Source organism: Kribbella sp. NPDC005582 (assembly GCF_040605415.1).
GTDB lineage: Bacteria > Actinomycetota > Actinomycetes > Propionibacteriales > Kribbellaceae > Kribbella.
The window spans coordinates 143,530-157,269 of record NZ_JBEXCU010000009.1 but is presented as its reverse complement, the minus strand read 5'-3'; the positions used below and the strand labels follow the sequence as shown (position 1 = coordinate 157,269).

Sequence of the window (13,740 nt, the reverse complement as noted above, 5' to 3'; positions counted from 1 at the left end):
GGCAGTTGGCTCCCTGGCTGGAGGCGCGGCTCGCTCTGGATTTCTAGGCTCGACGACATGACACAAACGCTTGTCAACCACCAGGTCCGGGCGCTGCCGCGGCGCCGGGCGGGCCGGAGGCTCGGCCGGCCCTTGTGCCTCGTCCCGGTCGGTATCCAGGCGATGGCGGACGCGATCATCGGCCAACCGGCCGACGCGACCCCGCGATGGCGGCAGCCCGAGCTGGGGAATCGCCGGATCAACGGCATCGCGGTGTTCTGGACGGGTCTGGTCAGCTCGGTGCTGGGGTTGATGAACTGGTTCCTGCTGCTCCTGTTCGTGACGTCGATCGTCCGCGGCCCGACCCGGGCGGGCGCTTGGGCGGCGCATGCCGCGGTGTCGCTTCCGATCATCATCGGCATCCCGTTCGTCCTGCTCGGCATCGCCGCACTGCACGCGGCCTTCGTTCGCACGGTGTACGGCGTCAGCTCGTCGAAATGGGTGCTTCCGGCAACGATCGTGCTCTGCGCCGGTGGGATGCTGTTCTTCTGGTCGTGGATCCAGCAGCTGTGAAAGAGTCCGAACGTGACCACTGAACAGCGCGCCTGGCCGACCGGCCGCTGGGCGTGGGTGGCCGCCCTCAGCGTCGTCGTACTGTTCGCCCTCACGGTGGCTGATCTCGAGCAGCACTACTACGTGGAATTGCAGCCGCTGATCATCGGGCTAAGCCTGGCCCGCGCCTTCAGTCTCGCTCTGGCCTGGTTCCGGCCGCGGATGGCGCTGACCACCAGCCTGGCGGTCACGGCGCTCTCGGCCGCGGCCGGCGGAGCTGTCAGCTCCAGTGAGCCCTGGCCGTGGGCGGTCACCGCCGTCTTCGGCTACAGCGCCGTCCTCACCATCGCCGGTGCCCGCGGGTTGTCGCGAGAGCACCTCGTCAGATGGTGGATCGCCGCCCAGCTCCTCAGCTTGATCGCCTACGTGCCGGGGTTCGACTTCTCGTACACCAACTGGGCTTCCGGGGTCGTCATGGCCGTGGTGTCGGCGGCCGCTGCGGTGGTGGGTGACCTGCTGAGGTCGCGCGCCGAGGCGCGGCAGCGGCTGGCCGAGCAGGAGGTCATCAGCGAGACCGAACGCGCTGAGCGCGCCCGCCTTCAGGAGCGAGCCCGGATCGCCCGTGAGCTGCACGATGTCGTCGCGCACCACTTGTCGGTGGTCGTCGTCCGGGCGGACAGTGCGCCGCACCGGCTGGCCGACGTACCGGAAGAGGTGCAGAAGGAGTTCGCGGAGATCGGGGAGGCGGCCCGGGCGTCGTTGACCGAGATGCGGCGAGTACTGCGGCTGCTGAGGTCGGAGGAGCGCCAGGACCTCGAACCGCAGCCAGGGCTCGATCAGTTGCGCGATCTCGTCGAGACCGCGAGGCAGGCCGGCGCTGTGGTCGAGTTCGTGGCCGAGCCGCTCGACGAGATCGACCCTGCGGTCCAGCTCACGGCGTACCGGGTGGTCCAAGAGGCGCTGAGCAACGCCGTTCGCCACGCACCGCGGTCGGCCATCCTGGTCGAGGTACGGCGTGCTGACGCGCACTTGCAGGTCAAGGTGCGCAATGGCCCCAGCGCGACGCCGGTCCCCACAACAGGTGGCGGTCACGGCCTGATGGGCATGCACGAGCGGGTCGAGCTGGTCGACGGCGCGCTATCGGCCGGACCGACCCCTGACGGCGGCTACCTCGTGTACGTCGCCATCCCCGTTCTGGAAGAGGTGGCCGAGTGACGATCCGCGTGCTGATCGTTGACGATCAGGAGATGGTGCGAGCCGGGTTCGGCGCACTGTTGAACGCGCAGCCCGACATCGAGGTGGTCGGCCAGGCCGGTGACGGCGCCGAAGCGATCGTCAAAGCCGCCGAACTTCGCCCGGACGTCATCCTGATGGATGTGCGGATGCCGGTCCTGGACGGACTGTCGGCAGCGCGCGAGATTCTCGAGGGTCCAGAGCCGCCGCGCGTGATCATGCTGACCACGTTCGACCTCGACGACTACGTGTACGCCGCTCTGCGCGCCGGAGCGAGTGGCTTCCTGCTGAAGCACTCGACGCCGGACGAGCTGGCCGGCGCGGTTCGGGTCGTTGCGGCCGGCGATGCGTTGCTGGCGCCGTCAGTGACTCGGCGGCTGGTCGAGGACTTCGCTCGCGCCCAGCCCGTCGCCACGACTCCTCCGGAAAAGCTCACGCCGCGGGAGACCGACGTACTGCGGCTGGTCGCGCGCGGACTGTCCAACCGGCAGATCGCCGCCCAGCTGGTGCTTGCGGAGCAGACGGTCAAGACACACGTGAGCAACATCCTGGCCAAGCTCGAGCTGCGGGATCGCGCCCAGGCCGTCGTCTACGCCTACGAATCGGGCGTGGTGGTCCCGGGTCCGCGACACTAGGCGGATGGACGTCCTCGAGCAGCTCCGAGCGTTGTGTCTGGCGATGCCGGAGGCGACCGAGCGGTTGAGTCATGGCGAACCGACATGGTTCGTGCGCGACAAGAAGGTGTTCGTGATGTTCGCCAATCAGCATCACGACGACCGGATCGGTCTGTGGTGCGCCGCGCCACCGGGCGTCCAGGAGTCACTCGTCGCCGACGATCCCGAGCATTTCTATCGCCCGCCGTACGTCGGTCATCGCGGCTGGCTCGGCGTCTACCTGGACGTCGACGACGTGGATTGGGATCACCTGGCCGACCTGGTCGAGAACGCCTTTCGCCAGGTCGCGCCGAAGACATTGGTCGCTCGCCTGGACACCTAGTGCCCTGCGTGGGCAGGTGTGCTTGCATGTGGTCATGCACCCACGCGCAGGCCAGCCCGCCCAGCCCGGCGATCTCGTCGACGTCGACGCACTGCTCACGGCGTACGACAGCATCACGCCGGATGTCGAGAACCCCGCTCAGAAGGTCGTCTTCGGTACGTCGGGCCATCGCGGCTCGAGTCTCGACGGCGCTTTCAACGAGGCGCACATCCTGGCCATCACCCAGGCAGTCTGCGAGTACCGGGCCGGCGAAGGGACCAACGGTCCGTTGCTGGTCGGCCGGGACAGCCACGGCCTGTCCGAGCCCGCCTGGCGGACCGTCCTCGAGGTGCTCGCCGGCAACGACGTACAGACGCTCGTCGACAGCGAGGACCGGCTGACGCCGACGCCGGGCGTTTCGCACGCGATCCTGCGGCTGAACCGGGTCGAGGGCGCCGGTGCGGACGGCATCGTGATCACGCCGTCGCACAACCCGCCGCGTGACGGCGGCATCAAGTACAACCCGCCCCACGGCGGCCCGGCCGACTCCGACGCGACCGGCTGGATCGCGAACCGGGCGAACGAGCTGATCGCCGGTGGCAATCGCGAGGTCCGCCGCAAGCCCTTCGAGCAGGCGCGGCAGCACGCCGGTTCCTACGACTTCCTCGGTCACTACGTCGACGACCTGCCGTCGGTGCTCAACCTGGACGCGATCCGCGAGGCCGGGGTCCGGATCGGCGCCGACCCGCTCGGCGGCGCCAGCGTCGACTACTGGGCCGCGATCGCGGAGCGGCACCGCCTCGACCTGACCGTCGTGAACCCGCGGCTCGACCCGGCGTGGTCGTTCATGACGCTGGACCACGACGGCAAGATCCGGATGGACTGCTCTTCGCCGTACGCGATGGCTTCCCTGGTCGCCCAGAAAGACCGGTACGACGTCGCCACCGGAAACGACGCGGACTCGGACCGGCACGGCATCGTCACGCCGGACGCCGGGCTGATGAACCCGAACCACTACCTCGCCGTGGCGATCTCGTACCTGTTCGCGAACCGGCAGTGGGGTCCTGAGGTCGCGGTCGGCAAGACGCTGGTGTCGTCGTCGCTGATCGATCGCGTGGTCGCCGACCTCGGCCGCCGGCTGTGGGAGGTGCCGGTCGGCTTCAAGTGGTTCGTGCCCGGCCTGATCGACGGCTCGGTCGGCTTCGGCGGCGAAGAGTCGGCCGGTGCGAGCTTCCTGCGGTTCGACGGCACAGTGTGGACGACGGACAAGGACGGCATCCTGCTCGCGCTGCTGGCCAGCGAGATCACCGCCGTCACCGGCGAAACTCCCTCCCAGGCGCACGCGAAACTCGTCGAGCGGTTCGGCGCCTCGGCGTACAGCAGGGTGGACGCACCGGCGACCCGCGACCAGAAGGCCAGGCTCTCGGCGCTGTCGGCCGATGCGGTCACCGCGACCGAGCTGGCCGGTGAGCCGATCGTCGACCGGCTGACCAGCGCACCGGGCAACGGCGCGGCGATCGGCGGGCTGAAGGTGACGACCGAGTCTGCGTGGTTCGCGGCGCGGCCGTCCGGGACCGAGGACCTGTACAAGATCTACGGCGAGTCGTTCAAGGGCGCCGAGCACCTCGAAGAGGTCTTCGTCGAGGCGCGCGACGTCGTCTCGAAGGCGCTCGAAAGCTAACGCACGAAGGCTTCGAGCAATCGGTCCAGATCCGCGGCGGGCGCGTTGGTGAGCCCGCTGTGGATCGGGCTCGGGTGCACGACCGTACTGCGCGGTGCGGCCAGCCAGCGGAAACGTTCACCGATCCGGGTCGCCGCGGCGGGGCCGCCCGCCGGATCGCCGGCGCAGATCGATCGGATGTGCTCCAGCGATGCGCAGACCACGTCCACGTCCACGGCGGGGTCCAACGCGCGGAGGCGGGACGGATCGACATCCCAGGCGGCACCGAGGAAGTCGAGGGAACGGCAGTACAGCACCGCTCCCACGTTGACGAACTCACCACGGTGGATGCGCGGCGCGGCGCGCAGGATCACGTAGTCGAACGGCACCAGATCGCTCATGCCGCACCACCCGGCTGCCAGGCCGCCCGCTGTTCCAGCCGAGCCAGCAGATGTCCGAGATACCGCTCGCGATCACCTTCACCGAGCCACTCGTCCGGGACCAGATCGATCACCTCGGTGAGCAACTCCGGGGTGATCGCCGCGGCCAGGCCATCCGCAATCGCCGGTACGCCGGGAGCTGCGACCGAGAACACGTGATCGTCGGCGTCGTACCGGAGCGTGGCGAACTTCTCCGCGGACATCCACGAGTGGTGGAAGTAGAGGGCGGCGCCGTGGTCGATCAGCCAGAGGTCCTTGTGCCAGACCAGCAGGTTGGTGTTGCGCCACGATCGGTCGACATTCGCGACGAACGCGTCCAGCCAGAGGATCTTCGCCATCTCCGCATCACCGGGGTTGCCGGCCGATCCGTCGTACCCGAACGAGCCGGGGAGGAAGTCGACCGCGAGGTTCAGGCCGGCGCTGCGGATCAGCAGCTCCTGGATCTCGAAGTCCGGCTCCGATTTGCCGATCGCCGGATCGAGGTGGATCAGCTTCAGCTCCGGCACCCGCAGTCCGAGCCGGCGGAACAACTCGCCGACCACGACCTCGGCGACCAGTGCCTTCGGCCCTTGGCCGGCGCCGGTGAACTTGATCACGTACGTCCCGAGATCGTTGCCCTCGACAACACCAGGCAGCGACCCGCCCTCACGCAACGGCAGCACGTACCGGGTGGCAGTGACAATCGGCAGACTCACGGCGCCGAGCCTAACCGGGTTTTCCGGGGGGTACTCGACCAGGGTGAACATCCCGTCCATCGGAGTCGAAGAAGAGCTGTTGCTGGTTTCCGCCACCGGCAATCCGCTCCCGCGTAACCAGGCGGTGATCGACAGCCTGCCGGACCTCGACGTCACCCTCGAGTTGACTCGTGCGCAAGTGGAGCTCAACAGCCCGGTCTGTGATTCCGCTGCCGAGCTGGACCAGGCGCTGCGCAGTCTGCGGAGCGACCTGGCCGGAGCGGCTGCGAGCGAAGACGCCCGGTTGCTGGCGATCGCCGTACCGCCTCGCGGTGCGGCGGCGCAGCTGATCACCAAGAAGGCTCGCTATCGGGAGATGGCCGACCGGTACGGTCTGCTGGCCCGGGAGCAGGCGGTGTGCGGCTGCCACGTGCACGTCGACGTACCGGATCAGGAGGCGGCGATTCGGGTCTCGAATCACCTGCGGCCGTGGCTGCCGACGCTGCTGGCACTGACGGCGAACTCGCCGGTCTACCTCGATCAGGACACTGGCTTCGCGAGCTGGCGGTGGGTGATGTGGTCGCGCTGGCCGAGCGCCGGACCGCCGCCGTACCTGGAGTCGCCGGAACACTACGACGCGTTGGTGGCGATGCACCTGGCCGCCGGCACGATCATGGACGAGCAGATGGTCTATTGGGACGTCCGGCCGTCGAGTCATCTGCCGACGATCGAGCTGCGGGTGAGCGACGTACCACTGACCGTGGACGAGACCGTCCTGCTGGCGACGCTGGCCCGCGCGCTGGTGATGACCGGGGTCGAGGACGGTCCTGGGCCGAAACTCGAGCCGGAGATCCTGCGGGCGGCGTACTGGCTGGCGGCTCGGGACGGATTGACCGGCGGTGCGGTCGATGTCGCGACCGGGGAGTTGCTGCCAGTGGCGGAGGTGCTGGCGAAGTTGGTCCAGTACGTCGGTCCCGCGCTGCAGGAGCTCGGTGACGAGGACCTGGTGGCCGACGGAATCGCGCGAGCGCTCTCGGACGGCAACGGTGCGCTTCGTCAACAGAGGACGTTCCGTGAGGGCGGTGATGTCATCGCCCTCACGGAAGTCACTTAACGGTCGCGCAGGAAGTCTTCGAGACCGTGCAGGTCGTCGGTGTTGAGGTGGTCAACGCCGGCGGCAGCAAGCTCGGACCAGAGCGCGTCGCGAGCAGCGCCGCGGGTGTCCGGAGTGGCCCAGAACCGGACGCGGTAGCCGGCGTGATGGGCGGTCTGGACGATCTCGCGCAGCTTGGTGCGCTCCGCGGCCGGCATCGGGCCGACACCGATCCAGGTGAAGTTGTTGGTCCAGTTGTCGCTGACCAACGGCATCAGTGACGCCGGCATCCCCGAGTTCAGGTCGCTCAGGCGGCCGTCGTACCCGGCGTACCGGATCTTCTGCGCCTTCAGTACGTCGAGCGGGCGGTTGCCGCTGATCACGGACGTGACCGCGCCCTTGAAGACGTGGCCGTTCGCGAAGATCGTGCTGATCCCGCGGTACTTGCGCAGCGCTGCGTCGACGGCCGCGTACGTCGTCGGTCCGTCACTCTTGATGTCGATCAGGAGCTGGAAGTCGCGGCCGTGCCGATAGACCTGGCCGTGGTTCGCGCGGACCCGGTCGGCCAGCGGCTTCAGGTACAGACTCTCCAGCGTGCGGCCCGGCTTGGCGTCCTGCTCGTCATGAGCGACCCGTAGCTCGCCGTCGATCAGCCAGACATCCGCTTCGACGCTGTTGAACCCACGGTCCAAGGCATCCTGCAGCGGCCGCCGGTGCTCGTAGTCGTTGTGCGCGTGGGCCGACGGCAGCGCCCGGACCGCAGGAGCGTCGTACGCGCGCGGCAGCCGGAAGCCGTTGTCCCGTACGACGGAACGCAGCCGGTCGGGGTAGTCGGTGATGATCCCGTCGACGCCCTTGTCGATCAGCGACTGCATCGTGGCCGGGTCGTCGATCGTCCACGGGACCACCTTCATCCCGGCCTGGTGCGCCGACTTCACCATCTCGGCGGTCACGTACGGCGTGTAACCGGGGTCGGTGACCTTGCCGTTCTGCGGGAATCCGTGCACCGGCGAGATCGCCGAGGCGCCGAACGACTTGGTCGCCTTGACCAGGTCACCGCCGAAGTCGTCGATGTCGAGACCGCCGAGCCACGGCGACTTGCCCGGCTGACCGGTCTGCAGGAAGTCGTAGTTCGTCAGCGCGACCAGCGGCAGCTCGGGTGCGACCTGACGCATCCGCATCAGTGCGCCCCAGTCGAAGCTCTGGATCGTCACCTGGCGGCCGATGTGCGCCTTCCGGATCTCCTGTGCGACGACCTGGACGAACTGTTCCCGCGGCGCGGTCTCGCTCGGCGCACCGGCCTCGACCTTGGTCTCGATGTTCAGCTTCACGTCGTTGGCGTGGAAACGGTGAACGAGCGCGAAGACCTCCCGCAGCTCGGGCATCCGGGCGCCTGGATCGGGCTGCTGGGCCGGGTGTTCCGGCTGGGTCAGCGATCCGCAGTCGAGCTGCTTGATCTGACGGAGGTCGAGCGTGTTGACGTACTTGCCGACGTACGGGAACTCGGGGTCGTTCGGCGTGTACGGCGCGGTGTCGCGGCACTTGTTCGCGCCGATCTTGCGGTCGTGGGTGACCACGGCGTACCCGTCCTGGGTGATCTGGACGTCGAGCTCGAGCGTGCTGACGCCGACCTCGAGCCCGCGGGCGAACGACGCGATCGTGCTCTCGACGGTCAGACCGAGGCCACCGCGGTGACCCTGGATGTCGAAGGTGCCACGGGAGGCACTGGCCGGCGCCGCCGGCAGCAGCAGGCCGCCGATCAGGGCGACTGGCAGCAGCGCACGGGGAAGGCGGTGCATGAGGTTTCCTTCCGGGGGATGGTGGGCGGATGCCCCGAGAGTCTCCGAGGAAGGTAACCGACAAAAGGCTGGCAGGTAACCGTCAAGCATTCACGGAATCGACGTGATGTCGCGGAAGGACTGCGCCTCCGCGACGATCGACCCCTCCTTGTACGCCGGATCGAGCGCGCCGGTCGCGCGGCGGAAGACCTTGATCCGGACCGTGCACGAGGTGTCGGCGCTTTGCCCGGCCGATGGCGAGACCGCAGTGGGCTTGATCCGGCCGGCCGGGATGTGGGTGACGACCCCACCGGACGGCAGCTGGAACTCGCCGTTCTGGATGCACGAGCCGCTCCAGCTGACGGTGGTCGGCAGGTCGGTCGGTCCCGACTCGAACCGCACGGTGATCGGTGACTGGCGCGAGGCCGTCGTACCGACGGCGGGGGCGATCAGCTGCAGGCGCTCGGGCAGTGAAACGGTCGAGTGCGGCGCGGACTCGTTGTTGCTGTCCCGCCGCAGGTCGAAGGTGACCTCGGTACCGGCCCGCAGCTCGCCTTCGAGGCGTCCGGAGTAGTTCGTCACGCCCAGGGACTTGTTGCGGCGCAGCTCGGTTGAGGAGTCGCTGCTCGAGACGTTGATAGCCTCGTCGTCGCCGAGCTTGACGTAGGTCAAGGTGCCCGCGCGCAGAGTGGCGAGCAGTTCGGCGCGCCGGTCGTGGTCCTTGACCGTGACCAGCAGGTCGGCCTTGATGCCGCTGGTGCGGATGTCCTTGGAATCGGCGGTCGAGCAGCCGGCCAGAATCAGCCCGGCGGCGACCACGGATGCGATGAGCCTCACGCGCCGGAAGCTAGCACCGCGCGGGCTCACGCGAGCTGGAGGAAGTTAGGGGTGCCGGACCGGGAAGCGCCTCACGGCGCGTGGCCGCTCGTAGCGGCTTTATTTGGGACCCGGGGCTTGCACCGGCCCGACACCTCGAACAGTGTAACCGGTGCCCAAATCCCTTGTCCTGTTGAGATGTCACGCGCGCGAGACCCATAACACTTCAGGTCTCGTGATGCAACCACCGACTACCAGAGTTGGCCGGCGCGCTCGGACCGCGCGGCGGTCTGCAACTGGTCCGCCATCTCAACCAGCTTCGAGGCCGACAGCACCTCGTTGTGGCCCTCGTCGGCCAGATGTGCCCGGCCGGTCGCGATGATCCGCGCGAACGCCGCCGCCCGATCCAGCGTGGTCGCGAAGTCCCCGGTCGCCACGCCACGCAGTACGGCGTCCACCATGTCGCGCACCTCGGCCGGTCCAGGTGGCTCGGCGACACCGGCCACGACCGCGTGCACCTCGGCATACTTCCGGCCGGTGCTGAATTCGCGGGACACCTGGTCCGCATGCGAATGCACCCAGGAACGCAGCAGGTAGAGCCGCCAGAGCGCACCAGGCAGCGAATCCGACGGCGCGTCGGACCACAGCTCGGCGAGCTCGTCGAGACCGTAGTCGTCGGCCAGCTTCACCACCCGCGCGTGCACCTCGGTGTCCTCCGACGACCGCACCCCACGCACCAGCAGCTCGGCGGTCCGGTGCGCGACTTCGGTCACCGCCGCCGGGTCGACGGCACCGGGCAACGACTCGAACAGCTTGTTGCCGGGCATGATCGGGCGGCGCGGATTGGGAGAGCTCACGGCCTCCATGGTGCCTGACGCCAGAAAGCCGCGCACCTCAAGCGGGCTCGTCCGACAGATCGCTGCTGAACCATCGCTTCGGCTGCACGGTGTAGAGGATCGGCGCGGACTCGGGGTGGGCGAACTCGTTCTGCACGAAGCCCTGCGCGTACTCGGCCGGCATGTAGCGCTGGGCGATCTTCTCCATCTGCCCCGGCGTGGCCGGACCGGTGGAGACCACGGCGCCTTCGATGGTGACGTATTTGTAGGGCATCTCTTCGGTCTGCACGGTGAAGGTCAGTGCGTCGGTGCCGGCGAGCAGGTCGGCTTTGCGGCTCTTGCGGCCGAGTGTGTTGGTGAAGAAGGTCAGCTCGCCGCCGGGCTCGTAGTGGTAGAAGACCGGCGACGCCAGCGGCGGCCGCCCGTCCGGCTGGCTGATCGACAGGATCGCGATATGGGATGCGGCCAGGAAGGCCTCACGGCCGGCGGCGCTCATCGGTCCAGGCATTCGACTACTCCTCACGTTTGGCATAGACTTTGCTTGTCTAAGAGTTTGACTCTCAAAGTCTATGGCTGTCAAGGAGGCGCTGATGACGGATTCCGTCGAGGGCGAGCTCGACCACCATCTGGCCGGGCACGACCAGGCCGATCGCGTGATCGAGGCCGCGCTGTACCGGATCGTGGAGCTGGCCCGCCTGCATCGGGAGTGGCAGCGAGCGGTCGCCGCGGAGTCGGGCCTGACGCTGGCCGACTGCGAGGTGATTCTCCGGCTGGCGCATCTCGAGCCTGCCGAGCGCACACCGAGCCGGCTGGCCCGGATCTTCCACATCACCGCGGGCAGCATGACGGCGCGGCTCGGCCGGTTGGAGTCCGGCGGCTACCTGACCCGAACTGTCCAGCCGGAGAACCGGGCTCAGATCCAGGTCGAGCTCACCGGCAAGGGGGAGGTTCTGCACCACCGCTTCGCCGACAAGATGGTCGAGATCCACCACGAGATGTTCGCCGGCGCCCTTCCGCCCGAAGACCGCGAGACCCTCAACAACCTCCTCCAGCGCCTTCTCACCCATGTGGAGTCAACCAGCTGACCAGTAGGCTCGACCCATGGCGGCTGGACGGGGCCAATTGGCCAAGAACTTGATCAAGTACGGCGTGCGCTACGGACCGCTCGTCGCCGAGGCGGTGAAGCACGGGCGTGAGCCTGCCCAGCAGGCGGTGCAGGCGGCGGTGGCCCGGCGGACCGCCCGGAAGAAGGCGCTCGAGCATGCGCTGACCGTTCGCGACGGTTCGCTGCTCAAGGTGATCAAGGACGGTCAGTCGATCTTCTTCGTCTTCTCCGGGGACGCGATCGTGACGACGTACCCGTCGGTGCCGCAGGCGACCTATCCGGAGCTGTTGCGGCACGCGGATCTGGACAAGCGCGAGTCGGCCGAGCAGCTCGCGGCGGTGAAGGCCGCTCGCAGGCCGCGGATCGGCGCCCGGCTGCCCAAGGTGATCCGGCGCAAGTAGCCGGGCCCAAGTAGTCGGGCGGAGCGTTGACGTAGGCGTAACATCCGCGACCCGGCCAAGCAACAGGTCGCCCGCAGAGTAGAAGGACGAAGCTCCACGAGGGAGGGCGTCCGCATGCTCTGGAAAATCAGGACCGAACTCGCCGACCGGCCCGGTGCTCTGGCCGAACTCGCTGCACGGTGTGGTGCGGACGACATCAATATCCTGAGTCTGGAAGTCTTCACCGCCGAAACCGGTGCTGTCGACGAGCTCGTCGTGTCCACGGGCGTGGGTTGGTCCGCCGAGGACCTGGCCGCCCTGGTCGCCGAGGCCGGCTGTGTCCGGACCACGGTGCGGCCGTGTCAGGCCGACGTACTGAGTGATGGTCCGACGCGGTACCTGCGCGCCGTACTGCGGCTGGTCGAGGACCCGCTGTCGGTGGACGACGTACTGGAAGCGCTACAGGGGTTCGGCGAGTACACGCCGGCCGAGTGGGCGCGGGCTGATGTGCTGGTCGAGATCGCGGGCCGGCTCGCCGAGAGGCTGCAGGAGCCGGTGATCGACGGTCCGCGGCCAGGGAGCGGCGTACCGGAGTTGCGGCGGGCGACGGTCGAGGACGCCGACGCTGTGGTCGCGATGCATGAGCGTTGCTCGCACGAGAGTCGTACTCGGCGCTATCACGTGCCGATGCCGAAGCTGACCACCCGGACCGCGCGGCACCTGTCGGCGCCGGCTGGTGGCGTCTCGGTCGTGGCCGCTGTCGACGGCGCGGTGGTCGGGATGGCCACGGCCGCTCCGTGGGAGGAGCTCGGCAGTACGACGATGGAGGTCGCCGTACTGGTCGAGGACGGCTGGCAGGGGCGTGGTCTCGGTGCTCAGCTGTTGCGTCAGGTGATCGGCGCCGCTCGTGATCTGGGCGCCGACCGGGCGGTCTGCGTGGTCCAGCCGGAGAACGCGGCGATGCTGCGCACGATCGAGGGTCTGCGGATGCGGACCAGGGTCGTCCACGACGGCGACAACTTGATGGTCACTGTCGCACTGTCCACCGAAAGCCTGTCGCATGCGGTGGATCGGGCGTCGGTGCAATATGGTCGGTCCCGTGCCATCCCTGCCCGGTCGCAATCCGCACGGCCTACTGGTCAACCTGCCCGCGAGCACACGCTCGCCGCTCTTTCAGCTCTTCAGCCGGTTGCTGGTAGCGCTGGGACTGTTGACCGTGATGGTGCTGATCGTGGTGATCGACCGTGACGGCTACAAGGATTCGTACGACGGCACTGTCGGCTTGATCGACAGCATCTACTACGCCACCGTCACCCTCACCACCACCGGGTACGGCGACATCACTCCGGTGACGCCGTCGGCCCGGCTGGTGAACGCCTTCATCGTCACGCCACTGCGGATCTCCTTCCTGGTGGTACTGGTCGGCACGACACTGGAAGTCCTGGCCAACGAAGGTCGCCGGATCATGCGCGACACCCGATGGAGGAAGCGGATGAAGGACCACGTCGTTGTCGTCGGTTACGGCACCAAGGGCCGGTCGGCGGTGCAAACGCTGCTCAGCAACGGGGTGAAGCGCAACAACATCGTCGTGATCGACCCGCGTGCGCAGGCGATCGGGGACGCGGGCAATGATCAGATGGCCGCGTTCCACGGCGATGCGACCAACCGCACCGTGCTGCGCCGGGCCGAGGTGATGTCGGCCCGCGAGGTGATCGTGACCACGGACCGCGACGACTCCGCCGTACTGGTGACGCTCGCGGTGCGGCAGCTGAACCCGAGCGCGCACATCGTGGTCGCGGTCCGTGAAGAGGACAACGTCCCGCTGCTGCGTCAGAGCGGCGCCGACGCGGTCGTCACCTCGTCCGAAGCCGTCGGTCGCCTGCTCGGCCTGTCCGCGGTCAGCCCGAACCTCGGTGAGGTGATGGAGGACCTGCTCACCTACGGCGAAGGCCTCGAGGTCGCCGAACGCCCCGTCCTCGGCCGCGAGGTCGGCAAGCCACCGTCCGCCGTACCGGACCGGGTCGTCTCGGTCGTCCGCGACGGCAAGGTGCACCGCTACTACGACTCCAACGTCTCGGTCCTCGCGGCCGGCGACAAGCTCATCGTCGTCCGCCCCGCCAAGGAAACCCCCTGGGCCGAGCGCCCCGGCGCCGACGACAACGACGACTGACCCACCCGTACGCCGGCGACAACACGAGCGGATATCCGTCCGTGTTGCC

General features: G+C 68.3%; 16 protein-coding genes. 10 read left to right on the top strand and 6 right to left on the bottom strand.

Annotated elements, in window-relative coordinates; genetic code table 11:
• Positions 1-57 precede the first annotated feature (57 nt).
• From ABZS29_RS36425 to pgm, 5 genes are read left to right on the top strand one after another with little or no spacing between them, the layout of a single operon-like run.
• The gene (locus ABZS29_RS36425; protein ID WP_355469262.1) at positions 58-552 is read left to right on the top strand and encodes a hypothetical protein; all 495 of its coding nucleotides are present in this window, start codon (positions 58-60) and stop codon (positions 550-552) included.
• 12 nt (positions 553-564) lie between these two features.
• Positions 565-1,746 (top strand): histidine kinase, encoded by a 1,182-nt coding sequence (locus ABZS29_RS36420; RefSeq protein WP_355469260.1) that lies wholly within the window; start codon positions 565-567, stop codon positions 1,744-1,746.
• Complete coding sequence (locus ABZS29_RS36415) at positions 1,743-2,399, top strand: response regulator transcription factor (protein WP_355469258.1); 657 nt, start codon at positions 1,743-1,745, stop codon at positions 2,397-2,399. The genes ABZS29_RS36420 and ABZS29_RS36415 overlap by 4 nt, the downstream gene beginning before the upstream one ends.
• Positions 2,400-2,403: 4 nt before the next feature.
• On the top strand, positions 2,404-2,760 hold the full coding sequence (locus tag ABZS29_RS36410; protein WP_355469256.1) for an MmcQ/YjbR family DNA-binding protein: 357 nt from the start codon (positions 2,404-2,406) through the stop codon (positions 2,758-2,760).
• A 34-nt stretch (positions 2,761-2,794) separates the two neighbouring features.
• Positions 2,795-4,420, top strand: coding sequence for a phosphoglucomutase (alpha-D-glucose-1,6-bisphosphate-dependent) (pgm, locus tag ABZS29_RS36405; protein ID WP_355469254.1), 1,626 nt, complete (start codon positions 2,795-2,797; stop codon positions 4,418-4,420).
• On the opposite strand, the gene ABZS29_RS36400 is transcribed toward pgm, so the two are convergent.
• Both ABZS29_RS36400 and ABZS29_RS36395 read right to left on the bottom strand, forming a co-directional pair.
• Positions 4,417-4,800 (bottom strand): DUF3037 domain-containing protein, encoded by a 384-nt coding sequence (locus ABZS29_RS36400; protein WP_355469252.1) that lies wholly within the window; start codon positions 4,798-4,800, stop codon positions 4,417-4,419. The genes pgm and ABZS29_RS36400 overlap by 4 nt on opposite strands.
• Positions 4,797-5,534, bottom strand: coding sequence for a HipA family kinase (locus tag ABZS29_RS36395; RefSeq protein ID WP_355469250.1), 738 nt, complete (start codon positions 5,532-5,534; stop codon positions 4,797-4,799). Before ABZS29_RS36395 ends, ABZS29_RS36400 begins: the two co-directional genes overlap by 4 nt.
• Before the next feature lie 43 nt (positions 5,535-5,577).
• On the opposite strand from ABZS29_RS36395, the gene ABZS29_RS36390 reads away from it, so the two are divergent.
• On the top strand, positions 5,578-6,627 hold the full coding sequence (locus ABZS29_RS36390) for a glutamate--cysteine ligase (protein WP_355469248.1): 1,050 nt from the start codon (positions 5,578-5,580) through the stop codon (positions 6,625-6,627).
• On the opposite strand, the gene ABZS29_RS36385 is transcribed toward ABZS29_RS36390, so the two are convergent.
• The 4 genes from ABZS29_RS36385 to ABZS29_RS36370 all read right to left on the bottom strand — a co-directional run bounded on the left by ABZS29_RS36385 (position 6,624) and on the right by ABZS29_RS36370 (position 10,544).
• Complete coding sequence (locus ABZS29_RS36385) at positions 6,624-8,405, bottom strand: glycerophosphodiester phosphodiesterase family protein (RefSeq protein ID WP_355469247.1); 1,782 nt, start codon at positions 8,403-8,405, stop codon at positions 6,624-6,626. The two genes, ABZS29_RS36390 and ABZS29_RS36385, sit on opposite strands and share 4 nt — an antisense overlap.
• Positions 8,406-8,495: 90 nt before the next feature.
• Entirely contained in the window at positions 8,496-9,221 is a 726-nt protein-coding gene (locus ABZS29_RS36380; RefSeq protein WP_355469245.1) for a hypothetical protein, read from the bottom strand.
• A gap of 230 nt (positions 9,222-9,451) precedes the next feature.
• On the bottom strand, positions 9,452-10,066 hold the full coding sequence (locus ABZS29_RS36375; RefSeq protein WP_355469243.1) for a hypothetical protein: 615 nt from the start codon (positions 10,064-10,066) through the stop codon (positions 9,452-9,454).
• Between the two features lie 28 nt (positions 10,067-10,094).
• A complete protein-coding gene (locus ABZS29_RS36370; protein WP_355469241.1) occupies positions 10,095-10,544 on the bottom strand; it encodes a pyridoxamine 5'-phosphate oxidase in 450 nt (149 codons plus the stop codon).
• An 82-nt stretch (positions 10,545-10,626) separates the two neighbouring features.
• On the opposite strand from ABZS29_RS36370, the gene ABZS29_RS36365 reads away from it, so the two are divergent.
• The 4 genes from ABZS29_RS36365 (at position 10,627) to ABZS29_RS36350 (ending at position 13,691) form a co-directional block, all read left to right on the top strand.
• Positions 10,627-11,121 (top strand): MarR family transcriptional regulator, encoded by a 495-nt coding sequence (locus tag ABZS29_RS36365; protein ID WP_355469239.1) that lies wholly within the window; start codon positions 10,627-10,629, stop codon positions 11,119-11,121.
• A 16-nt stretch (positions 11,122-11,137) separates the two neighbouring features.
• Positions 11,138-11,542, top strand: a complete 405-nt coding sequence (locus ABZS29_RS36360) for a hypothetical protein (RefSeq protein ID WP_355469237.1) — start codon at positions 11,138-11,140, stop codon at positions 11,540-11,542.
• Between the two features lie 114 nt (positions 11,543-11,656).
• Positions 11,657-12,769, top strand: a complete 1,113-nt coding sequence (locus ABZS29_RS36355; protein ID WP_355469235.1) for a GNAT family N-acetyltransferase — start codon at positions 11,657-11,659, stop codon at positions 12,767-12,769.
• A complete protein-coding gene (locus tag ABZS29_RS36350) occupies positions 12,753-13,691 on the top strand; it encodes a potassium channel family protein (protein WP_355469233.1) in 939 nt (312 codons plus the stop codon). Before ABZS29_RS36355 ends, ABZS29_RS36350 begins: the two co-directional genes overlap by 17 nt.
• Positions 13,692-13,740 lie beyond the last annotated feature (49 nt).

Coding starts and splice junctions, on each gene's coding strand:
- ABZS29_RS36425 (WP_355469262.1), top strand. CDS start 58: ATGACACAAACGCTTGTCAACCACCAGGTCCGGGCGCTGCCGCGGCGC.
- ABZS29_RS36410 (WP_355469256.1), top strand. CDS start 2,404: ATGGACGTCCTCGAGCAGCTCCGAGCGTTGTGTCTGGCGATGCCGGAG.
- pgm (WP_355469254.1), top strand. CDS start 2,795: ATGCACCCACGCGCAGGCCAGCCCGCCCAGCCCGGCGATCTCGTCGAC.
- ABZS29_RS36400 (WP_355469252.1), bottom strand. CDS start 4,800: ATGAGCGATCTGGTGCCGTTCGACTACGTGATCCTGCGCGCCGCGCCG.
- ABZS29_RS36385 (WP_355469247.1), bottom strand. CDS start 8,405: ATGCACCGCCTTCCCCGTGCGCTGCTGCCAGTCGCCCTGATCGGCGGC.
- ABZS29_RS36375 (WP_355469243.1), bottom strand. CDS start 10,066: ATGGAGGCCGTGAGCTCTCCCAATCCGCGCCGCCCGATCATGCCCGGC.
- ABZS29_RS36370 (WP_355469241.1), bottom strand. CDS start 10,544: ATGCCTGGACCGATGAGCGCCGCCGGCCGTGAGGCCTTCCTGGCCGCA.
- ABZS29_RS36365 (WP_355469239.1), top strand. CDS start 10,627: ATGACGGATTCCGTCGAGGGCGAGCTCGACCACCATCTGGCCGGGCAC.
- ABZS29_RS36360 (WP_355469237.1), top strand. CDS start 11,138: ATGGCGGCTGGACGGGGCCAATTGGCCAAGAACTTGATCAAGTACGGC.
- ABZS29_RS36355 (WP_355469235.1), top strand. CDS start 11,657: ATGCTCTGGAAAATCAGGACCGAACTCGCCGACCGGCCCGGTGCTCTG.